Source organism: Acinetobacter sp. C13, assembly GCF_016809775.1.
Classification (GTDB): domain Bacteria; phylum Pseudomonadota; class Gammaproteobacteria; order Pseudomonadales; family Moraxellaceae; genus Acinetobacter; species Acinetobacter pittii.
The window spans coordinates 134,745-158,611 of sequence record NZ_JAFBJL010000006.1; the positions used below are offsets into that span (position 1 = coordinate 134,745).

The window sequence follows — 23,867 nt, forward strand, 5'->3', positions numbered from 1 at the left end:
ACCGTAGATGCCATATTGGAAAGTTATGGTTTGTATAACGGTAAGCACAACAAAGTTCTTATATTAAAAAAGCTCTTACTTTTTAGATTTAAAAAACAATTGCAAACTGTATTGATAAAAAAAGCGTGTAGTGAGAATTACGAAAATTAATCTTGAGAGTTGAAAGGAAACGACAATGGGTACTGCGAGTCCGAGAGCTTTAGCCATCAGTGACATTTCTGCGATGCCTCCGGGTGAAAGGCCTAAAATCAAGATTTGTTTTTCTGTATGACTTAAATTAACCAGTAATAACGCAAAGCTAATCGATAACACTAAAGCCAGTAAATTGAATATCAGTGTGATTCCAATAAATTTTTTATTTTTCCTTAAAAAGCTAAATGGAAATTTGCTACCTAATGACCAGCCAATACAGACTTGACCAAAGGCAGTAAACCATTCAGGCAATTTCATCTGAAGTATTCCACAAAATGACAATAACCCAATAATGGCGAGTGGCCCCAAAATCCAAGCATTCAAAAGATTAAAAAATTGAAAAACCTGACCCACAAACAGAGCCAGACAAAACAGCAATACAACCTGAAAAAAGCTAAATTGATCCGATACGGGTATCTTTAAACCAGTCCATTCGACATGAAAATAAAGTTCCATAAAAATTGGGACCAACACAACCAGAATCACAATTCTTAGGCTATGAGCGGCAACGACTTTATCAACTTGAGCTTGGTGTCGCTCTGCAATATTCACCATTTCACTGGCACTGCCAATGGCCGAAGAAAACCATGCTGTTGCCCAATCCAAGGCATTAACTCGATATTGTAATCCAGCCAGCAACGTGCCCAATACAAGTGACCATGCCAAACCTATGAGGATAAAGCCCCAATATGCTGCCACTGCCTGTACCAAAGCTGGTGAAAAGTATAGGCCTAAAGCCATACCAATAATAACTTGCCCTATGCGTCGCCACTGGGGATCACAGGCAAGTGGATGACCAACACTACCGAACAATAAAGCCGTCAATAAAGGTCCAAGCAACCAAGGCAAGGGAATATGCAAATATTTGGCAATTAAAGCTCCGACCAGAGCAATTGCTAATCCTTTGAGATTTGAGCTTATTTTTTCCATAATTCAGAGCAATAATAGCCAACTAATGCTGACTATTATTGCTGTCCTATTAAGCTTGCTGTTTTTTGATAAACAAGTATTTACGAACGATTGGCAAGATCAATAATAATCCTGACATGATCCAAAGTCCTATACTAATGTTACTGCTCCATAAGACATCAAGTTCCCCTTGAGAAATTGAAAGTGCGCGGCGCAGATTCGACTCCATTAATTCGCCAAGTACAAAACCAAGAATCAGTGGAGCTAAAGGAAAATCAAATTTTCTGAGAATATATCCACATACACCTAAGCCCATACATAACAGCAAGTCAAAGATATTGCTATGAATAGCATACACACCAACAAAACTCACACTTGCGATGATCGGGATCAAAATGTAATTAGGAATACTCAGCATGCGGGCAAAGAAGCCTACCAATGGCAAGTTTAATACCAACAGAATGATATTACCCACCATAAGCGATGCAATCAGCGACCACACCAATACAGGTTGCTGAACAAATAACTGCGGACCTGGTGCGATGTTGTACATAAGCAACGCGCCCATCATGACCGCAGTCGTCCCCGAGCCTGGCACACCTAGTGTCAACATGGGTACAAATGAACCACAAGCGGCTGCGTTATTCGCACTTTCTGGTGCAGCAAGCCCACGTAAATCACCTTTACCAAACTTGCTACTATCCTTTGCCATTTTACGTTCAGTGGTATAGGCCATCGCACTTGCAACGGTTGCACCTGCTCCTGGAAGAATCCCCAAGAAGAAACCAATCACTGAACTGCGAATAATAGCAACTAAAGAGAAAAAGAACTCTTTAAGATTAAAAAGAGAACGCTTTCCTTGTTTTAAAGCAACTTGACCAATTGTCGTACGTTCGAGCATTAATAGGATTTCGCTTACACTAAATAGGCCAATAACCAAAGTAGTAAAAGCAATACCGTCACTTAAACCCACACTGTTAAAGGTAAAGCGATATACACCTGTAATTGCATCCATTCCCACAGTTGAAAGTGCTAAGCCCATGAGTGCCATAATTAAGGTTTTAAAAGGCTGCGTACTAACCAGACCAGTTAAACAAACAATTGCAAAGACCATCAGAGCAAAATATTCAGCGGGACCAAACGCAATTGCCCATTTCGCCAATATAGGAGCAAACAGCACAATCCCAATAAAGGCAACAGTACTTCCAACAAAGGAACTGACCGATGACAAAGACAATGCAATTCCTGCCTTACCTTGCTGTGCCAATGGATAACCATCTAACGTGGTCATAATGGCTCCAGCATCTCCGGGTACGTTTAACAGAATCGCTGAAATACGTCCGCCATATTCACAGCCCAAATAAACTGCTGCCAATAAAATCAAGGCACTATCTACGGGTAAACCCAAAGCGTAAGCAAACGGCAATAAAATTGCCACACCATTAATTGGACCTAAACCCGGTAATAAGCCAACAATCGTTCCAATAAATGCGCCAATCAAAGCAATTAAAAGATTCTGTGGTTGTAAAGCAACCTCAAACCCCATCATTAAAAAACTTAATACATCCATATCGGGTCATCCTTAACCAAAAAATCCAAGTGGTAACGGCACATCCAAGAAACGGTCAAACATATAGTAGGTACTCATACTAAGTACCAAACCTGTCACCAAAACCGGTATGGTTTTGCCATGGAAAAGTTTGCCCACTGCAATGGTCATCAACAGGGTTGCAACAATAAAGCCGAGCCATTCAAAAACTAATGCATATAGCGTTAAAGCCACCACACACAACACTAACTTAACGACTAGATGTTTTGTCCATCCCAATTCCACGGGTTCAAACATAATGGCCGGTCGAATAGTGAGATACGCTGCACTCGCTGTAATTAAGCCCATTAATAAAATAGGAAAAGCTTTAGGGCCCACTGGATCGTAGGAAATTGGGGCTTCAAAATTGCTCGCATAAATCAACAAAAATAACCCACAAACCGTAATAATGGCGGTAAGAATCCGTTCAGATTTCATCATCTATCCTCAGAAAAAAACTGAGCTGAAAAATAGCTTCTCAACCCAGCCGATTTGTTATTGTGATAATTTATATTCTTGCGATAACTGCCGCATTTCCGCGGTCTGTTTATAAACATAAGCTTTGAGTTCTTCACCTGTCAGCTGAAATGGGAGTAGATCCTGATTTTCACGGACTGCGTCAAATTTCTGGTTAGCCATCATTTTATCGAAGGCATTTTTCCACCAACCATAAGCTTCATCACTGACCTTTGGCCCCATATAGAAACCACGGATTACCGGCCACTCAATGTCATAGCCTTGCTCTTTTGCAGTAGGTAATTTTGAGAACTTCCCGTCTAAACGCTTGTTAGCAAAAACTGCCAATACCCGAATATCACCAGACTCTAGGTATGAACTGACTTCACTAATATTGCCGACCCCAACTTGAATATGCTGTCCCAGTAATGAAGTCAGCACTTCCCCACCGCCTTCAAGTGCAACAAATCTTAAATCGGCAGGACTAATACCTGCTTTTTTTGCCAACATTGCTGTTTGCATCCAGTCTTGACCACCCACACTTCCGGCACCACCAAAGCTAAGTGCTTTTGGGTTTTCTCGGAGTGCTTTCATCAAGTCATCAAGGTTTTTCAATGGTGAGTCTTTATGTACCGAAACCAAACCATAATCGACGGCGACCCCAGACAACCATTTCACATCTTTTTCAGTGAAGTGTCCGAATTTTCCTTGTGCTAAGTTCAAGAGTGAACCAGTGGAAAATGCAACCACGGCATTATTATTCGCAGGATCACTGTTTACGATTTTGTTATAGGCTACGGCACCTACCCCACCCGGCATATAGGTTACACGTATTGGATCTTTGAGCTGGTCTGTTTGTTTAAAGCCAGATTGAATCAATTTACAGGTCATATCAAACCCACCACCCGGCTTGGCTGGTGCTATACATTCCGGACGTTTTGGCTGCCCCGCCTCTTTAGAAGCATTTCCTGAACCACACCCAGCTATTGTCACACTGACGCATGTTAATGCGAGTAAAGTTAAATTTTTCATGTTACATACATCCTTATAACGTTTTGCTCTATTCATATTTTGATTTTTACCAATCTCCATAATCGACCTCCTTGGCACGATCATGCTTATTGGTTTTTAGTTTTGGTCTTATGTTTTGAAATGCGCTTTTTCACAGCGAATTTCAGTAATGCAGCGTTACTATAAAAATTACGAATCAATCGACTGAAAGAAATAGCTAAGTAGAGGGAAAGTTAGGACAATCACCAGATCTATAATGAGAATTAAAACCTTTGCAGAAATATCTAAAAATGCTTCGGTTAAAGAATACTGATGAATAACAATAAGATAGTAAAAACGTAATCTATTGAGTTGTCTTTTGCATATCCATGCTATGGGTAACGTTAATATTCAAATAAATAAAACTGTTTACCCAATCTTCCCTTCTGATCAAATGAGCTAAATACTCATATATTTTTCCAATAGTTATTTAATCAGTTACTCTTCTTCATAATTTGAAAATCCATCATATTTTTTAATGCATCATGCATTTAATGTGCTCCTTTTTTCATTTGAAAAGATTAAAGCACAGATCAAGAAAACATCGTGATACCAATAAATTAAAGGGGGCATTAGTAAAATTAAATAGTTAAAACTCTAAGAAAAGGGAATGTAAAAGACTGAAAATCTAGCGGTAAATTTATCGTAATAATAAATAAAAGTTAGAGGAGAAATTTTAATATTAAAGTTGAAAAAGATCGTTTTTATTGTTTTTAGAATATCAAATTAAAGATCTTTTTTATGGATTGCTGTTAATATTAAAGTGCATGATAGATTTCCCAATCCTTCATATCTGTACAAATTAAATCAAGGATGATGAGCGAACATATTTATTATGGAAATCAAACAAATAAAGTATTTTTTGACTGTGGTTGAAGCAGGTAGTATTGGTAAAGCTGCCCAAAAACTCGATGTGGGTGCTTCTGCTATTAGCCAGCAAATTAGTAAATTAGAACAAGAGCTAAGCATTCGCCTATTACAGCGTAATGCCTTTGGTGTAACCCCTACTCCAGCAGGTCTCGCCTTTTTAAAACATTCTCAACTTATTTTACGTCAAGTGAACTTCGCGGTAGATGCTGCTCATTCTGCACGACTGTCTGGACATGTCAGCCTTGGCTTTCCACCGACCATTACTGCTTTGATTGGCATCCCTTTAATGAAACTAATGTCTGAACGTTACCCAGATATTCGTTTAGAAATTGTGGAAACGCTATCGGGTAATCTAATTCAATCTATTAACTCGCGTCAGCTCGATATCGCCATTATTTTTACCAATGAAATTGATAAACAGTGGTCAATACAGCCTTTGGTACGCGAGCAAATGTATTTAATGGCACGCAAGAAAGTGCTAGAAGAATATGGTCTTGCCGATTGCATCAAAAGTGGTGTGATTCAGTCTCAACAAATTGGAGACCTTCCTTTAGTATTACCACGCCAGCGCCATAGTTTAAGAAAGTTGCTTGAGCACAAGATTGGTCAGCTTAATGTCGTCTATGAAATTGATGGCCTACACTTACTCATGGACAGTCTAATTCACCTCGACCTTGCCAGTGTCCGCCCAGGTAGCGCTTGTCTACAAGAGTACAAACATAAGCTTCAATTACTCAAGTTAGTAGACCCTGAAGTTGAACGAATCAATTACTTGGTAAGCCTTGCCGAAGAAGAATTATCACCTGCCGCACTTGCCGCAAAGTCAGCCATTAAGGCCTGTGTGAAAGATTTGATTCAAAACCAGATTTGGCCATGTTCTGAAATTATTTTATAAAGAGTCATTAATTTTATTAAATACCTAATTAATTTTGCCCTCTCACTCCCTCCTGCTTTTTGAGATTACATTTTCGTCCGAATGATAAGTGGTTTTCCGCTTATCGAAATATAGATGTGTAGTTTGAACTGGAAACAAGGCATCACATTTTCTGCAAAGGACCTCGCTAAATCTCATCTCCAACCCATTTGCTCTTTAGATTTATTGATTGAATCAATTTAGGTCCAGCCTCGAAAATCGTGAATGTTTCCATTTTGTCAGGCCAAGGAGGTCTCCAATGGATGTCGTGAATAACCGTAGGGCTACTTTTAAAAAAATATTAAATGTAACGAGTGGCAACTTTTTAGAGCAGTACGACTTTTTTCTTTTTGGTTTCTATGCCACTTATATCGCGGCAAAATTTTTCCACTCTGAAAATGAATATGTCTCTTTAATGATGACATTTACCGTATTTGCTGCGGGTTTTCTTATGCGTCCTCTCGGCGCTATTTTCTTGGGCGCTTATGTGGACAGAGTTGGTCGACGTAAGGGTCTTATTGTTACTTTAAGTCTTATGGCCATCGGAACCATCTTAATTACCTTTGTACCAGGTTATGAAACCATAGGTATTATTGCGCCGATTTTGGTGGTGATTGGACGTCTATTACAAGGCTTCTCGGCAGGTGTTGAATCTGGCGGTGTTTCTATTTATCTAGCAGAGATTGCAACGGATAAAAATCGAGGATTTATCACAAGCTGGCAGTCTGGCAGCCAACAAGTTGCTGTTGTGTTTGCCGCATTACTTGGCTACTGGCTCAACACCATCTTAACTACGGCTCAAGTAGGTGAATGGGGCTGGCGTATTCCGTTCTTAATCGGTTGTTTGATTATTCCTTTAATCTTCTTGTTCCGTCGTACTTTAGAGGAAACTGAAGACTTTAAATCGCAAAAGACCCATCCTTCAACAAAAGAAATTTTTAGCACACTGGCGAGTAACTGGCGCATCGTACTTGCAGGCATGATGATGAGTGCAATGACGACCACCACTTTCTACTTTATTACGGTTTACACCACAGTGTATGCAAAACGTACTTTAGAAATGTCAGTAACAGACAGCCTTTTAGCAACCGTGTTTGTTGGTTTGTCTAATTTCTTCTGGTTACCAATGGGTGGTTTGCTTTCAGACAAAATTGGCCGCCGTCCAGTACTAGTCGGCATTACCACACTTGCTCTCTTTACAAGTTATCCAGTTTTAAGTTGGTTAGTGAGCAACATTAGTTTCTCAAACCTTCTAATTACGCTTGCTTACTTCTCGTTCTTCTTTGGTATGTACAACGGAACCATGGTCGCAACCCTTGCAGAAGTGATGCCAAAACGTGTGCGTACAGTTGGTTTCTCTTTAGCGTTCAGCCTTGCAGCCGCTATTTTTGGTGGTATGACACCAATGGCTTGTACCTTCCTTGTCGAAAACACAGGCAACCCAAGTACCCCTGCTTTCTGGCTCATGCTTGCTGCGGTTTGTAGCTTAATCTCAAGCTTGTATCTATGCCGCGGTTCTAAACAGAAAAATACTGACGCGATTGCTGAACCTGCAAAAATTAGCGCTTAAAACAACAACTACTTAACCTGAAATTTTAATGAACAGTACGGCAGATCTTACGTCTCCGTACTGTGTTCTCCTGTCATTAAAGCGAGATACTATGAAAAAGTCACCTATCTTCATGACCATTTGCCTAGCTGGTGCTGGCTTAGGCTCAACTCTTGCTAACGCAGATACTATCGAAGTAATTAGCTCAGGTGGTTTTTATTCATCTATGGAAAAACTCATTCCATTATTTGAAAAACAAACAGGCCATACCGTGCATCTCTCGTCTGGTTCATCGATGGGTGCATCACCGACTGCAATCCCAAACCGCCTTGACCGTGGTGAACGCTTTGATGTAGTGGTCTTGGCTGCTCCTGAACTCAACAAGCTCGCAGAAAAGGGTTATGTAGACCCAAATTCACAAAGTCCTTTAGTAAATTCAAGCATCGGCATGGCTGTGCCTAAAGGTGCACCAAAGCCAGATATTAGTTCTGCAGAAAAATTTGAAAAAGTTTTATTAAATGCCAAACACATCGGCTATTCAGCAAGTGCGAGCGGTACGCATCTTGAAAAAGATGTTTTTCCAAGCTTCCCGCCTGTCGAGTACAAAGTAATTTCGAGTAAGGCAGAAAAAGTAGTTGGTGACCGCGTTGCAAAACGTATCGCCGAAGGCCAGTTTGATATTGGTTTCCAGCAAATTAGTGAAATCAAACCTTTTACTGGCAAATATGGTCAAGTTGAATTAGTTGGTCCAATTCCTGCACCTTATCAAAAAGTCACCGTGTTTGCGGCGGGCATTGGTAAAAACTCTGAACATGAGAAGGTTGCAAAAGAGTTAATTAAATTTGTGAAATCGCCACAAGCAACACAAATTATTGAAGAACAGGGTCTTGAGCAGGTTAAAGAATAAAAGCTCTAAAAGGCAACGTCTTGAGGTGATGTTGCCTTTGCTCTTTTAGTGGTTTACTCAAAGCAATAGAACAAAAACTATAGCGATAAACCAGTGTAGAATTAATCCATAAAGGTTAATGTAGTATTTGCCGTGGAACTGAAACAATTAAAGTATTTTATTGCAGTGATCGAGTCAGGAAGCTTGGGTAAAGCTGCAAAAAATCTCGATATTGGAACTTCTGCATTAAGCCAGCAAATCTCAAAATTAGAAAGCGAGCTTTCTATTCGCCTTTTACAACGTACCGCTTTGGGTACGGTTCCCACCCCAGCGGGTTTAGCTTTTTTTCAACAAGTGCAACTGGCACTTAGACACCTAGATCATGCCGTAGACTCTGCACACTCTTCACGTTTAAGTGGTCATGTCACCGTCGGCTTTTCGCCGAGTGTCGCATCGGTTATTGGCACACACTTTTTAAAACTCATGAGAAATCGTTACCCTGACATTAAAGTCCGCTTAATTGAAGGGTTATCGGGTGACCTCAAAGCCTTGGTGAATGCAAGGCAGCTCGATGTTGCCATCATCTTTAGTGACGATGTCGACCCACAGTGGGCCATACAGCCTTTAGTCAAAGAACAGATGTTTTTAATCTCACCTAAAGAAGTGCTGAGTCAGTACGATCTTGAAAGCTGTATCGACACTCAGACCATTAATCATTCACAGCTTAAAGAACTCCCTCTGATTTTACCAAGTCAACGACATGGACTGCGTTTACTGCTCGAACAGAAAATTCATCAGCTTAAAGTGGCCTATGAAATTGATGGGCTGCATTTGTTAATGGAAAGCATTAGCCAACTCGAAATGGCAACCATCCAACCTGCGGGTGCATCATTAAACTCAAGGCAAGACCTATGTTTACTGCGCGTTGTAGAACCTGCCATTGAACGCATTAACTATTTAATTAGCCTCTCTGAAGAAGAAATCTCGCCTGCCACCTTAGCCACGAAGGTAGTGATTCGTGCCTGTGTAGCAAACTTGATTAATGAAAAACGCTGGCCCGGTGCGGAACTCATAAACACTTAAGCTATTAGTGTTTATTTTTACTAAACACCCATTCAAGCTTAGCCTCTCACTTCATCTTCCCTTTTAAAGCTACATTAGCCCTAGCTGAGAAAGGGAGAAATCCATGCATGATGTGATTGTAATTGGTGGTGGGAATGCCGCACTGTGTGCCGCGCTCACAGCAAAAGAAAGTGGCGCGTCTGTGCTCATTATAGAAGCAGCACCCAAAGAGTGGCGTGGTGGTAACTCACAACACACTCGTAACCTTCGCTGCATGCATGATGCTCCTCAAGATGTATTGGTCGATGCCTATCCCGAAGAAGAATATTGGCAAGACCTACTTAAAGTGACTGCGGGCAAAACCAATGAACATTTAGCTCGTCTAGTGATTCGTAGCACGGCGACTTGCCGCGACTGGATGCGTAAACATGGTGTGAATTTTCAGCCGCCGTTATCGGGTGCTTTGCATGTTGCACGCACCAATGCCTTTTTTATGGGTGGTGGTAAAGCCCTCATTAATGCCTACTACCGTAGTGCCCAAGAACTTGGCATCGAAATTTTATACAACACAAAAATTAAAGATCTAAAGTTAAATCAAGGACATTTTGAAGCTGCAATTGCTGAAGATGGACGTGTATTTAAAGCAAAAAGCTGTGTCTTGGCCGCAGGTGGTTTTGAGTCAAATTTGGAGTGGCTAAGAGAAGCATGGGGACGAAATGAAAACGGCGAATGGCCTGCCGATAACTTCATTATCCGTGGAACCCGCTTTAATCAAGGCAACTTGCTTAAATTTATGATAGATCAAGGTGCCGATATTATTGGTGACCCATCGCAATCGCACTGTGTCGCCGTAGATGCACGTGCACCGTTATATGACGGTGGTATTTGTACTCGTATTGACTGCGTTTCCTTGGGAATTGTGGTCAATAATAAAGCCGAACGTTTTTATGATGAAGGCGAAGACTTCTGGCCAAAACGTTATGCGATTTGGGGCCGTCTTGTTGCTAAACAACCCCAGCAAATTGCTTATTCGATTATTGATTCAAAAGCCATTGGTCGCTTTATGCCCCCTGTATTTGCTGGTGTAAAAGCAAATAGCATTCAAGAGTTAGCCGAAAAAATCGGGCTAGATGCCAAAACCTTGTGCCATACCGTAGAAGAATTTAATCAAGCCTGTGTGCAAGGCACCTTTAACCATACTGTTTTAGATGACTGTACCACCGAAAATATTGTTCCCAATAAAACTCATTGGGCCGTTCCTCTTGACCAGCCACCCTTCTATGCCTATGCCCTTAAACCCGGCATTACCTTTACCTATTTAGGTTTAAAAGTCGAAGACGATGCTGCTGTGCGTTTTAACAATAAAGCCAGCCGTAACCTATTTGTCGCAGGTGAAATGATGGCAGGTAACGTACTTGGTCAGGGTTATACCGCAGGCGTTGGTATGTCGATTGGCACAACCTTTGGACGCATTGCCGGAAAAAATGCAGCCCACTATGCACTTTCACAAGGAGTTGAACATGAATGCTAATAGCAAAGCCCTAATTCCAGTTGTTCAGCTCTCTGACCATGAGCAAGAAGTCCAAAGAGCCCTACAGATTTGTAATGCTTGTCGCTACTGTGAGTCTTTTTGCGCTGTATTTGCGGCCATGACCAAACGCCTTGAGTTTAACCAAGCCGATATTCATTACCTCGCAAACCTCTGCCATAACTGTGGTGCGTGTTTACATGCTTGCCAGTATGCCCCACCTCATGAGTTTGGGGTAAACATTCCTAAAGCGATGGCACAAGTACGTTTAGAAACTTACCAAGAATTTGCGACCCCTCAGCCTTTAGGTCGACTTTATAAGTCTGTAGGTATTCCTTTTGTCTCGGCTTTAACACTTATTTTCTTTTTTTGCATGTTAGCCGTAGTGTGGTACAAAGGCACCGACCTGTTTGCAGGCTATCAAGGTAATTTCTATGCGATTTTCCCGCATAACTTTTTAGCCCTATTGTTTGGAGCAACCTTTACAGTTGCAATTGTTTTACTCGGCATCGGAATTAGCAAATTCTGGCGACAAACCTCTAAAGTCATTCATGGCAAAGTTGAGAAACCAGACCTTGTTCAAGCCACCCAAAATGTTTTAACACTTAAATATTTAGATGGTGGGCATGGTAAAGGCTGTAATGAGCAAGATGACCGTTACACACAAATCCGCCGCGTATTCCATCACCTCACCTTTTATGGCTTTATGCTCTGCTTTGCAGCTACAGGTGTAGCGACTTTATATCACTATTTTCTTGACCTACATGCGCCTTATCCTTACCTAAGTTTGCCTGTGATTTTAGGCACTTTAGGTGGAATTGGCTTAGTTGTCGGGCCTGCTGGCTTACTCTATTTAAATCTTAAACGTCATCCGTTGCATGGTGACCGTGAGCAAAAACCTGTAGATCGAGGCTTTATTTTCCTTCTACTTATCGTTAGTGCTTCAGGGCTAGCACTCATGGCATTTCGCAATACCCCTTACATGGCACTTTTACTGATTTTCCATTTAGCTACGGTCATGACGTTCTTTATTACCATGCCATTTGGAAAGTTCGCACACGGTTTTTACCGCAGTGCTTCTTTACTCAAATTTGCCATCGAAGAACGTATTTCTAATAAGTCATAATTTCATTCAAAAGTATTCACTATCTTGGCGTAGTGAATACTTTCATTATTTTAAGCTCAAAACACTTCATACCTTTCCTACTTTTTACTATTTAAAATTCCTAAGCCATACATCGGCCACTTCGTACTCGCTTTAATATTATTAATGAGCATCGCCACCAAAACCAAAGACACTGCACCAACCAAAACAGGGAAAATTAAGAAACTCCACGCGTAATGTATGCTGCTTGCGGTGAGCAAAATAACCAAAGGATTAGCTCCAGCAGGTGGATGAACGCATTTAAAAACCTGCATGAGCGCAATGGCACAGCCCACGGAAAAAGCAATTGTAAAAATGGAAACGCCGACAAATTTTAGAAAAAACAAACCTACAAAAGCTGAAATAAGATGTCCAAATATAATATTTCTCGGCTGTGCCAAAGGTGACTGCGACACGGTATAGAGCAATACACAGGTCGCACCAAACGGCGCCATGATAAAGATATTGTGTGTGATCTTACTCAACCACAACAGTATAAAAATACTGACCGTCCCCCCAACAAGGCTTCTTAAAATATCAATTTTATTGGGCGATGGTGCTAGTTTTTCTTTGCCATAAAAGATCGAGAACATGATTTTTATTCCTTAGACAGAAGTTGCTTTTTAAAAAGCATATAGATAAAATTTCAAATAGTACAGATCTGTACTATTTTATTTTTTGGAAAAGTTTTATGTCTAAATCAGCCTTAAAAATATTAGATACAGCCGAGAAGTTATTTAATGAAAATAGTTTTGTTGGTGTGGGCGTTGACTTGATTCGCGATGAATCTGGGTGCTCTAAAACCACCATGTACACTTACTATAAAAATAAAAATCAATTGGTTAAATCTGTACTCATTGCACGTGATGAACGCTTTAAGCAAAGTCTTTTGGGCTATGTAGGAGATACAACAGGGTTAGAAGCCATCAATAAGATTCTGGATTGGCACACCAATTGGTTTAGGCAAGATTTTTTTAAAGGCTGTTTATTTGTAAGAGCAGTTGCTGAATCTAACCAAGATGATCAAGACATTATTTCTATTTCTAAAGCCCATAAACAATGGATTAAAGTATTGATTGCACAAAACTGCAATATACCCAATGGTGAAGCTTTATCTGAGCTGATCTATACGGTGATTGAAGGACTCATTAGCCGCTTTTTAGTCGATGGTTTCGATGAAACACTTGCGACAAACATGAAAAACTCTATTAATCAATTATTTAATATTCATAAACATTAGCATGAGAACTTAAAATGGAAGTGGACCATATTTTTATTTGTGTACAATCAGGCGCTCCCGAAGCTGAAACTTTAAAAAAATTCGGTCTAACAGAAGGTTCATCCAACAAGCACCTGGGTCAAGGTACCGAAAACAGACGCTTTTTCTTTAAAAACAGTTTTATTGAGTTAATCTTTTTAAATAATCCAGAAGAAGCCTCAAGCGATCTCACCAAACCAACTCTGCTTTTTGAACGACTCAGTGCTCAAGATAATATCGCATCCCCTTTTGGAATTTGCTTTAGACCTAAAAATAAAGATGATAACGGCGCAAAATTTCCTAATTGGGTTTACAAGCCAAGCTATTTACCAGCCAGCTTAGAAGTAAATGTTGCCAAAGATGCTGTTGTATCTGAACCGATGTGGTTCTTCCTTTCATTTGCTTCACGACCAGATCTTGCTGCAAAAGACAAACAACAACCACTTGTGCATAACAAAGGTTTATCAGAAATCACCGCGATTAAAGTTTCTATTCCAAACCTTGAAGAGCACCCGACTTCATTACTGTTCAATACAGTTGATAATTTTGAAGTGACTAATGGATCGGAGCATTTAATGGAAATTAGTTTTGATCATGAGCCTCAAGGAATAATTCATGATTTCAGACCAGAGCTGCCGCTTATTTTTAAATATTAAGAGTCTTATTTTCTAATGAGAAACTGTGATTTATTGCGAATCACAGTTTTCATTTAAATTGAATCACATTAAAAGCGGCAATAGCTTAAGCAATTTTCCCATCAATAATGCCTTTCTCTTTTAACGTAGCCAGCTCCTCTGCTGTTTTAAATCTCGATAAGATTTGAGCAGTATGTTCACCAAGTTCTGGCGGCGCATGATGATATTCAACTGGAGTATCAGACAGTTTGATGGGTGAGCCAATGGTTTGGAAGTTTTCATTTAAACGATGAGGAATATTCACCACCAAGTTGCGATGTACGATTTGTGGTTCAGCCAAAGCATCTTCAATAGAGTTGATAACACCTACAGGTACTTTTAAAGCATGAATCATCTCAACCCATTCTTTGGCAGTTTTCTGCAAAAAGTGCTCCGACAATAAAGGAATCAGTTCATTTCGATACTTTACGCGGTCCTGATTACGGACAAACTTTTCATTTTCGAGCAGCTCTGAATAACCAATCGCAATACATAAATCTTTAAACTGCTTGTCGTTACCGCAAGCAATAATAAACTCTTTATCTTTAGCCTTAAAAGTTTGATACGGCACAATACTCGGGTGTTGATTACCCATGCGCTGTGGTGCTTTACCCGAAGCTAAATAGTTCATTCCCTGATTTGCCAGTGCCGCGACCTGTACATCAAGGAGTGACATATCAATATACTGACCGCGTCCTGTGTGTGAGCGTGCAATCAGTGCCGCTTGAATGGCAATGGTGGAATACAATCCAGTTTGAATATCTACCACAGCCACACCAACCTTTTGCGCACCACCACCTGCCACATCATCAGGCTCACCAGTAATGCTCATTAAACCAGACATACCCTGAATAATAAAATCATAACCGGGTTCTTCTGCACGTGGGCCATTTTGCCCAAAACCAGTAATCGAGCAATAAACAATGTTCGGGTTCAACTCACTTAATGACGCGTAGTCCAAGCCATATTTAGCCAAAGACCCTGTCTTATAATTTTCAATCACGACATCGGCAGTCTTGGCAATTTCATAAATTAAGGCCTGACCTTCTGATGTGGTAATGTCCACCGCAACCGAATATTTATTGCGGTTGGTACACTGGAAATAACCAGATTCACGAGTCATATTTCCATCTTGATCGGGCATCCATGGTGGCCCCCACATACGGGTGTCATCACCTACTCGAGGACGTTCAATTTTAATCACTTCTGCGCCGAGGTCTGCCAAAATTTGCCCGCACCATGGCCCTGCAAGTACACGACTTAAATCTAAAACCCGAATTCCTTGTAATGCACCCATAACGATACCCTTATCTTTTAGAAGGTACTAAGAGCACCTCCTTGTCATTGTTTATGATTGTTTTTGCGGATCGTACTGACGATCTTTAATAAATAATCCTGGCAATACACCCGCAACAAAATACGCAGCGCCCATCACAATAAAGGCCATGGTAAACGTGCCACCCGATGCCAAGAAACCAATGGTGGCTGGTGCAATCGCAGCCCCAACACGACCAATGTTATAGGCACCACCAATGGCTGTGCCACGTACATCAGTTGAAAAACTTTCAGCCATATAAGTCGCGTTTACACCGTATGGAATGCCATATAAGAAGCCAAAAGTAATTAATAAATACAAAATGTTGTCAGGGGTATTGAAGAAAATAATGATTGGCAAGAACACGGCGCTGGCAATTGTGCCAAACACAAAAACAGCACGGCGGTTAAATTTGTCTGCAAGATAACCCGCTAAAATTTTGCCTAGAATCATTGCGGTATATGAACCCACCATATAACTGGTTAAGTTTTTAAAGTTCATATGCACTTCTGTTTCTAAATAACTTGGCATCCAGTTGTTAATGCCGTAATAACCGAACTGCAAGAAGAATGCTGTGGTCATCCACAACAAAAACATTTTACGGTGCTTAAAGTTATTAAAAATTTGCTTATAAATGCTGCTACTTTTCGGATTTTCAGCCACGACCATTTCTTTAGGTTGTCTGTTGCCTTGTAAGCTTTCAATTTTGGTGAGCTGCCAAGATTTTGGCTCTGGCACAAATCGTTGTAGGAAAATATTAACAAAAGCAGGCACTACGGTCAGGAAGAACAAAACACGCCAGCCATGATCTGGAATAATTGTGCCAGCTAATAAAGTCGCAGCAATATAACCTACGGTTTGACCCGTCTGTAGTGTGCCCAAGACCGTTGTACGGTAAGTGGTTGGCACATATTCAGCCATTAAAGTATTACAAGCCATATAAAGTGCACCAATACCCAAAGCACCAATAAAACGTAAAGCCATAAATTGCTCGAAGCTTTGCGTAAAGCCTAATAAACAGGTCGCTATCGAAAAGAAGGTTACCGAGTTGGCAATGGTTCGTACGCGACCAAACTTGTCACATGCCCAACCACCCAAAATACCGCCAATCCCCATCCCTGCCAAAGAAGCACTACCTAAGGCACCTGCTTGAAAGGTACTTAAACCAAACTCTGCCTTTAAACTGGTCAAGCTATAAGACAACAGCATAATATCTATGCCATCGACTACCATTGCAAAATAGGCAAATAACAAGGCCCATTTCCATGTATTTGGTCCAATCCTTTCATATGTTCCAAGGTTATTTGGAAATGTAGTTCTTAATTCTTTCGATATTACTTGAACGTCATTGTTCATATTTAGTTCCTCATTTTCCCAAATGAGTCATCGGTAGCCTACTTATGTTTTCTGCATGACTTAATCTTCTATATTTTCATCATTTTACATTTGGTTTTAAGTACACAGAGGCACATCTTCACATGAGTATCCTTACGATGAATCTTGTCATTTTCCATAAATTTTTGCGTAAAAATCCCTAAAGGTGCTCTCGAAAGAACACCTCGATCTTTTAAAAATTAATGAGTTAGTTACTAAATGCGGCTATGCCTGTTTGTGCACGACCTAAAATCAAGGCATGAACGTCATGTGTACCTTCATAAGTATTTACGACTTCAAGATTAACCAAATGACGTGCCACGCCAAACTCGTCACTAATGCCATTTCCACCCATCATGTCACGCGCCATACGAGCGATATCAAGCGCCTTTCCACAGTTATTACGCTTAATTAAAGATGTCCCTTCAACTGATGCAATACCTTCATCTTTCATACGGCCAAAACGTAAAGCTGCCTGTAAACCCAAAGCAATTTCAGTTTGCATATCTGCCAGTTTCTTTTGAATTAACTGATTTGCAGCCAATGGACGGCCAAATTGTTTGCGGTCCATGGTGTATTGATGTGCAGTATGCCAGCAGAACTCGGCAGCACCCATTGCACCCCATGCAATACCATAACGGGCGCTATTTAGACAGGTAAATGGGCCTTTTAAACCTCGAATTTCAGGGAATACATTTTCTTCAGGTACAAAAACGTTATCCATTACAATTTCACCTGTAATTGAGGCACGTAAACCGACCTTGCCATGAATGGCAGGTGCAGATAGACCTTCCCAGCCCTTTTCTAAAATAAAGCCGCGAATATCGCCAACATTACCTTCAGCAGAAACTTCTTTTGCCCAAACGACAAATACATCGGCAATTGGACTATTGGTAATCCACATTTTTGCGCCACTTAAACGATAACCACCGTCAACTTTTTTAGCACGTGTAATCATACTGCCCGGATCTGAACCATGGTCAGGTTCGGTCAAACCGAAACAACCAATGTATTCACCCGTAGCTAGTTTAGGTAAATACTTTTGCTTTTGCTCTTCGGTACCAAATTCATGAATCGGAACCATGACCAATGAGCTTTGCACGCTCGCCATAGAGCGGTAACCCGAATCGACATATTCAATTTCACGCGCAACTAAACCATAACTCACATAGTTCAAACCTGCGCCGCCATATTGCTCAGGAATGGTTGGCCCCAGTAAGCCAAGCTCTCCCATTTCACGAAAAATAGATGGATCTGTTGTTTCATGACGGAATTGTTCAAGTACACGGGGTTGCAGGCGTTCTTGGCAATAGGCATGAGCAGTATCACGAATCATGCGCTCATCTTCGGTAAGCTGTTGCTCAATTAAAAATGGGTCTTGCCAGTTAAATTGAACTTTTGCTTTTTTTGTTGTCACCATGTGATTCATCGCATCCTCTGCTTGATTTGATCTTCTTTATTTAACTCGATGTTATGCGTGAAAAATGCAGTAATCAAACGATAAATGTTCATGCAGATATGCGACTTACGCATATTTAAAATAAGATGCATTAAATTTAGATATTTAATTCGTTGTATTTCATTAAAAATGGCTTATTTTTATACTAAACTCTGCTCTCTGCATTTAGGTCATATGCTGTTTTGAAATATGACGACAAATAAAAGGATTTATTTATGCGAAGAAGTATCCCATCCATTCAGGGCCTGATTTGCTTTGAAAGTGCAGCAAAACATCTAAGTTATACCTATGCTGCCCAAGAGTTATGTATTACCCAAAGTGCAGTCTCGCGCCAAATTCAGCAGTTAGAAGATTTCTTGGGCGTTGAACTCTTTATACGTACTCGGCATGGTGTTGAACTCACCATTGCTGGTCAGCAGTATTTTAAAAGTATTAAGCCTTACTTATTAGGCTTAGAGAAATGTACAGCCGATGTGATTTCTCATAAGGGTTTAGGTGGAACATTAAAGTTAGGTGTGGTTCCTACCTTTGCAACGCGATGGTTATTACCCAAGCTCCATCTTTTAAATCAAAAACACCCTGAAATTACAGTACATTTAGAAACCAGTACCAAACCTTTTTTATTTAATGACAATATTTTTGATGCTGCTATTTTTGCAGGTACACAACAGCAAATTGACCACTGGCCCGGCATACAAGCACATTATTTAATGGATGAAGAAATTGTACCTGTATGCTCACCAAGACTCATCGAAAAGTATTTTCCAGATGCTGTGATGATTAATGAAAATACCTATGATTTAAGCTGCGAAGATTTACTAAAAATTCCCCTACTACAACAAACCACTCGGCCTAGCATTTGGCAAGAATGGTTTCTAACCCATCAGATGCAGCACCCGAAACCTTTTGATGGACAACGCCATGAGTTATTTTCAATGCTTGCGGTTGCCGCCAGTCATGACATGGGAATGGCTCTAATTCCACAAATGTTGATTGAGTCTGAACTACAAAAAAAGGAACTGGTGATTGTTTCCAATAAAAAATTAAAAGGCAGCCGAAAGTACTACCTCATTCACTCAAGCCAAGACATCTCACCGACTATTCAAAAATTTGTTGAGTGGATTTACCAAGAACTAGAACAACTAAAGACCAATACGAATTAGCTCAATAGCCTTTATTTATGCCCAATAACGCGAACAATACTCATAAAAAAAGATTGTGATTGATAAGATCACAACCTTTTAGTTAAGCATAAATGACTTTGAAATTAATGACTCATTAATTGAATATCTGAACCGCTACGTTTCGGGTCAATCAAGATTTTGGCATGCTGTTCAGGATCACGTAACGCTTCAAATGCATTAGTTACACCTTCTAGGCCAACAACACCCGTAATCAGTGGTGAACAGTTCACTTTCCCTTCTGCAATCATGTGTAGCGCATCTCTAAACTCAAGCGGTGTATAGCCCAACACAAACTGAATTTCTAGCTCTTTATTAATCGCAAGTGCGGGTTCTATTTTGTCACTTTGCATGCACACGCCCACCCCAACAATTCGGGAAAACAAAGGTGCACCTTCAATAATTTGCTGCAAAACACCCGGTACGCCCACACATTCAAAAATAACAGGACGTTTTGGCAGAGCACCTAACTTATCAATCATGCGCCATCCATGCCACCACGGTAAGCGTGTTGCTTGCAACTTATCAAATAGTCCCATGCCCATGTTAATTGCGTCAGAAACATTGCCAAGCAAACCAAACTCTTTCCAGTTGGCAAATGGCGATGTCTCTTTAGGGTCTACCACAATATCCGCACCACATTGCTCGGCAAGCTTACGGCGGTTTGGTGAAAAGTCACTGGCAACTACAGTTTTAACCCCAGCCGCTTTAAGCATTAATATGACACCTAGCCCAACAGGACCGCAACCAATCACAATAGCGGGTTCACCAGTTTTCACACGGCTACGGCGAACAGCATGCAATGCAACAGCCATAGGTTCAGTCATGGCAGCACTATCTGCATCTAGACCATTGGGTACTTCAAACATCAAACTCGACTGAGCCAATACTTGCTCGGCATAACCACCTGAAGCATTTGGAGAAAGTCCTGTAGACAAGTAACCATGCTGATCTACATTTAAAAGCGGCATTGCACAAACAAGTGTATCTGCTTTAAATTTATGACGTGTTTTTGGACCATAATCCAAAACCTTGCCACAGAACTCATGTCCTAGTACAAACGGATCTGTAGACTTCGCTAAACCATTAAACCCGACACGTGCAGCCAAATCATGCATGTGGTCGCAGTGATGCTGCATATGCAAATCAGAGCCACAGATCCCACATCGCACCACTTCCAATAAAACCTGTCCTTTAGCAGGGGTTAATTTTGGTTGGTCCACCACTTGTAGTTTTGCTTGATGACAAAGTACCGACTTCATTTGAGTGCTTCCTATTTCTTCTTTTTCATTTACTTACCAGAAATAGATTTCTACAGATAAATTAATCGCTTTATCAGTTTGGTCTTTAGCAAGCCTTTATTCATATTTACAAGTAAAAGCCAAAATACCAATGACCATTCTTCAGCCAATCCACTCTTGAAGAGTCAACAAAAAACAGGCTCAGCGAAATTAAAAACAATAAAAATCTTGGTGCTTGTATCTTACACAGACTGCGTTATCTTCTTAGGCCAGAACAATGTCATCAAAATTAAAACTTATACAAATATAGTAAGTTCAAAAAACTCAATTCAACGCTTTTCACAAAAACATAGCAAATCCAAACTTTTATCAGCGTATCTAAACAGGCATGATGAATTAATAGCAACAGATAAGAAGAAGTCTATGATTACAAAAACGCTCCCGCTTACAGATATACACCGCCACCTTGATGGTAACATCCGCATTCAAACCATTTTAGACTTGGGGCAACAATACAATTTAGATTTACCTGCTTACGACATTGAATCTTTACGACCCCACGTACAAGTAATGGATAACCAACCAGACTTATTAAGTTTTTTATCTAAGCTCGATTGGGGTGTAAAAGTATTAGCGAGCCTAGATGCCTGCAAACGTATTGCTTTTGAAAACATGCAGGATGCAGCACAGCAAGGCCTAGACTATGTAGAACTACGTTTTTCACCGGGTTACATGGGTATGACCCATCAACTTCCACTTGAAGGCGTAGTTGAAGCTGTGATTGCTGGAGTAAAAGAAGGCAGCCAAGCGTACGGAGTAAAAGCGAACCTAATTGGGATTATGAGTCGTACTTTTGGCCAAGAAGCTTGCGAAAAAGAATTAAATGCCCTGCTTGCCCATAAAAATGATATTAAAGCGCTGGATCTTGCTGGAGATGAGCTTGGTTTTCCGGGCAATTTATTTATTGACCACTTCAAAAAAGCGCGTGATGCAGGTTGGCATATTACAGTACATGCAGGCGAAGCTGCCGGTCCCGAAAGTATTTGGCAAGCCATTGAAGAATTAGGCGCTGAACGAATTGGACATGGTGTTAAAGCAGTTCAAGATTTAAAACTTTTAGATTATTTGGCAAAACACCAGATTGGTATTGAATCTTGCCTCACCTCAAATATTCAAACCAACACAGTACCCTCACTAGCACAACACCCATTAAAGACTTTTTTAGAACATGGTGTGCTTGCCACCATTAATACAGATGACCCAGCGGTAGAAGGCATTGAGATACAACATGAATATTTAACTGCCGCCCCATTAGCAGGTTTAAGCCCTGAGCAAATTTATACAGCTCAAGAAAACGGCCTAAAAATCGCATTTCTATCAGATCAAGAAAAAGATGAGTTAAGGCAGAAATATCAATAACAGAGAACAGAGAACAGAGAACAGAGAACAGAGCTTATATAAACAAGTTCAAATATTGGAGTGTGTATGAATTAAAATTTAAATATATAAAAACAAAAAAATTCCTTCTACCTGTAAGACTAGAAGAAATTCTTTTCAATATTTGGGATATTTTCAAAGCTTGAACGCTTTTAAATATGGTCGGAGCAGTAGGATTCGAACCTACGACCCCCTGGTCCCAAACCAGGTGCACTACCAGGCTGTGCTATGCTCCGAAATTGGGGTGAATGACGGGATTCGAACCCGCGACAACTGGAATCACAATCCAGGGCTCTACCAACTGAGCTACATCCACCATCAAATAAGTTCTATGTACCAAGCTACCAAATGGCGCGCCTGACAGGATTCGAACCTGTGACCATCCGCTTAGAAGGCGGATGCTCTATCCAACTGAGCTACAGGCGCTTAACCGATGATGCTTATCATGCGATACTTCGCCGATCTTAAAATATTATTTTAAGTGGTCGGAGCAGTAGGATTCGAACCTACGACCCCCTGGTCCCAAACCAGGTGCACTACCAGGCTGTGCTATGCTCCGATCTATCTCAGCTTTTGCTGTATCGCACATCGTGCGGTACGCTGTGCATTCTAGGCGCGACGCCCTCAGACGTCAACACCTATTCTCAAAAAAAGTTAAAAATCCTTATCAAATGTATATTTAACAAGCATTTTGAGGTTTTTTAACGTTTTAACGATGCACTAAAGGCTAACATTCGATCTAAAGGCATTTTGGCACGTTCAGCAAGCGCTGGATCAACGTGTATTTCCTGATCACCTTTTTGTAAAACTTCTAAAATTCCGTCAAGTTCATTCATTGCCATCCAAGGACAGTGGGCACATGAACGACAAGTTGCCCCCTCACCCGCTGTTGGCGCTTCAACTAAAATCTTATTCGGTACAGCTTGCTGCATTTTGTAGAAAATACCGCGGTCTGTTGCCACAATGAGTCTTTCGTTTGGCAAAGTCTGCGCAGCTTTAATGAGTTGAGACGTACTACCTACCGCGTCTGCAATTTCTACAACTGACTCTGGTGACTCAGGATGTACCAATACAGCAGCGTCTGGATACAGTGCTTTCATGTTGGCAATACCACGCGCACGGAATTCTTCATGCACAATACATGCGCCATCCCAAAGCAACATATCTGCACCAGTTTTCTTCTGAATATAGCGACCTAAGTGCTGATCTGGTGCCCAAATAATTTTTTCACCTAAGCTGTCTAGATGCTCAACAATTTCAACCGCACAGCTTGATGTCACGACCCAATCTGCACGTGCTTTAACAGCAGCCGATGTATTAGCATAAACAACTACGGTATGGTCAGGGTGCTGATCACAAAATGCCGTGAACTCATCGACAGGACAGCCCAAATCTAGTGAGCAGGTTGCTTCAAGTGTCGGCATTAAAATTGTTTTTTCAGGAGACAGAATTTTTGCTGTTTCTCCCATAAATTTGACCCCAGCAACAACCAGTGTTGAGGCAGCATGATCTCGTCCGAAACGGGCCATTTCTAAAGAGTCAGAAACGCATCCACCTGTTTTTTCGGCAAGTTCTTGTACTTCAGGGTCGCAATAGTAGTGAGCAACAAGGACAGCATCACGTTTTTTGAGCTCTGCTTCGATCTGTGCAAACTTTTGTTGTTTTGCTTCTTCACTTAAGCGATTGTCTTTTGGCTCACCTAAACGGTCTAAATGCGCTTGTACAATGTTTTTTGCATCGTTGGCAATTAAAGTCGCATCACTCATAAAACGTCTTCTCTA

General features: G+C 40.8%; 20 protein-coding genes and 4 tRNA genes. 10 read left to right on the forward strand and 14 right to left on the reverse strand.

What is annotated here, in order from left to right; translation table 11 throughout:
* Window positions 1-75: 75 nt before the first annotated feature.
* Genes JGE69_RS15950 through JGE69_RS15965 form a run of 4 tightly spaced genes read right to left on the reverse strand, consistent with a single transcriptional unit; the run spans window position 76 to window position 4,237 of the window.
* On the reverse strand, window positions 76-1,122 hold the full coding sequence (locus JGE69_RS15950; RefSeq protein WP_199114228.1) for an AbrB family transcriptional regulator: 1,047 nt from the start codon (window positions 1,120-1,122) through the stop codon (window positions 76-78).
* Between the two features lie 49 nt (window positions 1,123-1,171).
* Window positions 1,172-2,671 (reverse strand): tripartite tricarboxylate transporter permease, encoded by a 1,500-nt coding sequence (locus tag JGE69_RS15955; protein ID WP_000382837.1) that lies wholly within the window; start codon window positions 2,669-2,671, stop codon window positions 1,172-1,174.
* Window positions 2,672-2,683: 12 nt separating this feature from the next.
* Window positions 2,684-3,130 carry a tripartite tricarboxylate transporter TctB family protein gene (locus JGE69_RS15960; RefSeq protein WP_078224226.1) on the reverse strand — a complete coding sequence of 149 codons (447 nt, stop codon included), beginning with the start codon at window positions 3,128-3,130 and terminating at the stop codon, window positions 2,684-2,686.
* A 54-nt stretch (window positions 3,131-3,184) separates the two neighbouring features.
* Entirely contained in the window at window positions 3,185-4,237 is a 1,053-nt protein-coding gene (locus tag JGE69_RS15965) for a Bug family tripartite tricarboxylate transporter substrate binding protein (RefSeq protein ID WP_017387502.1), read from the reverse strand.
* Between the two features lie 793 nt (window positions 4,238-5,030).
* On the opposite strand from JGE69_RS15965, the gene JGE69_RS15970 reads away from it, so the two are divergent.
* From JGE69_RS15970 to tcuB, 6 genes are all read left to right on the forward strand, one after another.
* Window positions 5,031-5,960 (forward strand): LysR family transcriptional regulator, encoded by a 930-nt coding sequence (locus tag JGE69_RS15970; protein WP_199114226.1) that lies wholly within the window; start codon window positions 5,031-5,033, stop codon window positions 5,958-5,960.
* Between the two features lie 277 nt (window positions 5,961-6,237).
* On the forward strand, window positions 6,238-7,548 hold the full coding sequence (locus JGE69_RS15975; RefSeq protein WP_017387501.1) for an MFS transporter: 1,311 nt from the start codon (window positions 6,238-6,240) through the stop codon (window positions 7,546-7,548).
* Window positions 7,549-7,639: 91 nt separating this feature from the next.
* Window positions 7,640-8,434: a substrate-binding domain-containing protein gene (locus JGE69_RS15980; protein ID WP_199114224.1), complete on the forward strand. Its 795-nt coding sequence runs from the start codon at window positions 7,640-7,642 to the stop codon at window positions 8,432-8,434.
* Window positions 8,435-8,566: 132 nt separating this feature from the next.
* A complete protein-coding gene (locus tag JGE69_RS15985) occupies window positions 8,567-9,496 on the forward strand; it encodes a LysR family transcriptional regulator (RefSeq protein WP_199114220.1) in 930 nt (309 codons plus the stop codon).
* Window positions 9,497-9,599: 103 nt separating this feature from the next.
* Window positions 9,600-11,006 carry an FAD-dependent tricarballylate dehydrogenase TcuA gene (gene tcuA, locus JGE69_RS15990; protein ID WP_199114219.1) on the forward strand — a complete coding sequence of 469 codons (1,407 nt, stop codon included), beginning with the start codon at window positions 9,600-9,602 and terminating at the stop codon, window positions 11,004-11,006.
* Window positions 10,996-12,129, forward strand: coding sequence for a tricarballylate utilization 4Fe-4S protein TcuB (gene tcuB, locus JGE69_RS15995; protein ID WP_199114218.1), 1,134 nt, complete (start codon window positions 10,996-10,998; stop codon window positions 12,127-12,129). The genes tcuA and tcuB overlap by 11 nt, the downstream gene beginning before the upstream one ends.
* Window positions 12,130-12,206: 77 nt before the next feature.
* Here tcuB and JGE69_RS16000 read toward each other — a convergent pair whose 3' ends face one another.
* A complete protein-coding gene (locus JGE69_RS16000) occupies window positions 12,207-12,740 on the reverse strand; it encodes an HPP family protein (protein ID WP_199114217.1) in 534 nt (177 codons plus the stop codon).
* A 98-nt stretch (window positions 12,741-12,838) separates the two neighbouring features.
* Between JGE69_RS16000 and JGE69_RS16005 the strand changes: the two genes are divergently transcribed.
* Together JGE69_RS16005 and JGE69_RS16010 are read left to right on the forward strand one after the other, a co-directional pair.
* Window positions 12,839-13,387, forward strand: coding sequence for a TetR/AcrR family transcriptional regulator (locus tag JGE69_RS16005; protein ID WP_199114216.1), 549 nt, complete (start codon window positions 12,839-12,841; stop codon window positions 13,385-13,387).
* Between the two features lie 14 nt (window positions 13,388-13,401).
* The gene (locus JGE69_RS16010; RefSeq protein WP_199114215.1) at window positions 13,402-14,061 is read left to right on the forward strand and encodes a VOC family protein; all 660 of its coding nucleotides are present in this window, start codon (window positions 13,402-13,404) and stop codon (window positions 14,059-14,061) included.
* A gap of 85 nt (window positions 14,062-14,146) precedes the next feature.
* On the opposite strand, the gene JGE69_RS16015 is transcribed toward JGE69_RS16010, so the two are convergent.
* The 3 genes from JGE69_RS16015 to JGE69_RS16025 form a co-directional block, all read right to left on the reverse strand.
* Window positions 14,147-15,376: a CaiB/BaiF CoA transferase family protein gene (locus tag JGE69_RS16015; protein ID WP_199114214.1), complete on the reverse strand. Its 1,230-nt coding sequence runs from the start codon at window positions 15,374-15,376 to the stop codon at window positions 14,147-14,149.
* Between the two features lie 51 nt (window positions 15,377-15,427).
* Window positions 15,428-16,750: an MFS transporter gene (locus JGE69_RS16020; RefSeq protein ID WP_199114213.1), complete on the reverse strand. Its 1,323-nt coding sequence runs from the start codon at window positions 16,748-16,750 to the stop codon at window positions 15,428-15,430.
* Window positions 16,751-16,976: 226 nt separating this feature from the next.
* Entirely contained in the window at window positions 16,977-18,197 is a 1,221-nt protein-coding gene (locus JGE69_RS16025) for an acyl-CoA dehydrogenase (protein WP_199114212.1), read from the reverse strand.
* 245 nt (window positions 18,198-18,442) lie between these two features.
* Between JGE69_RS16025 and JGE69_RS16030 the strand changes: the two genes are divergently transcribed.
* Complete coding sequence (locus JGE69_RS16030) at window positions 18,443-19,390, forward strand: LysR substrate-binding domain-containing protein (protein WP_199114211.1); 948 nt, start codon at window positions 18,443-18,445, stop codon at window positions 19,388-19,390.
* 104 nt (window positions 19,391-19,494) lie between these two features.
* Here the strand turns inward: JGE69_RS16030 and JGE69_RS16035 are convergent, their stop codons facing one another.
* Window positions 19,495-20,670, reverse strand: coding sequence for a zinc-binding dehydrogenase (locus tag JGE69_RS16035; protein WP_033848162.1), 1,176 nt, complete (start codon window positions 20,668-20,670; stop codon window positions 19,495-19,497).
* 402 nt (window positions 20,671-21,072) lie between these two features.
* Between JGE69_RS16035 and add the strand changes: the two genes are divergently transcribed.
* On the forward strand, window positions 21,073-22,068 hold the full coding sequence (gene add / locus JGE69_RS16040) for an adenosine deaminase (RefSeq protein ID WP_199114210.1): 996 nt from the start codon (window positions 21,073-21,075) through the stop codon (window positions 22,066-22,068).
* Window positions 22,069-22,245: 177 nt separating this feature from the next.
* Here add and JGE69_RS16045 read toward each other — a convergent pair.
* The 5 genes from JGE69_RS16045 to nadA form a co-directional block, all read right to left on the reverse strand.
* Window positions 22,246-22,322, reverse strand: a tRNA-Pro gene (locus JGE69_RS16045).
* A gap of 4 nt (window positions 22,323-22,326) precedes the next feature.
* Window positions 22,327-22,402, reverse strand: a tRNA-His gene (locus JGE69_RS16050).
* A gap of 33 nt (window positions 22,403-22,435) precedes the next feature.
* Window positions 22,436-22,512 (reverse strand) — tRNA-Arg (locus JGE69_RS16055).
* Window positions 22,513-22,568: 56 nt separating this feature from the next.
* Window positions 22,569-22,645, reverse strand: a tRNA-Pro gene (locus tag JGE69_RS16060).
* Between the two features lie 142 nt (window positions 22,646-22,787).
* A complete protein-coding gene (gene nadA / locus JGE69_RS16065) occupies window positions 22,788-23,852 on the reverse strand; it encodes a quinolinate synthase NadA (protein ID WP_002115913.1) in 1,065 nt (354 codons plus the stop codon).
* Window positions 23,853-23,867: the final 15 nt, after the last annotated feature.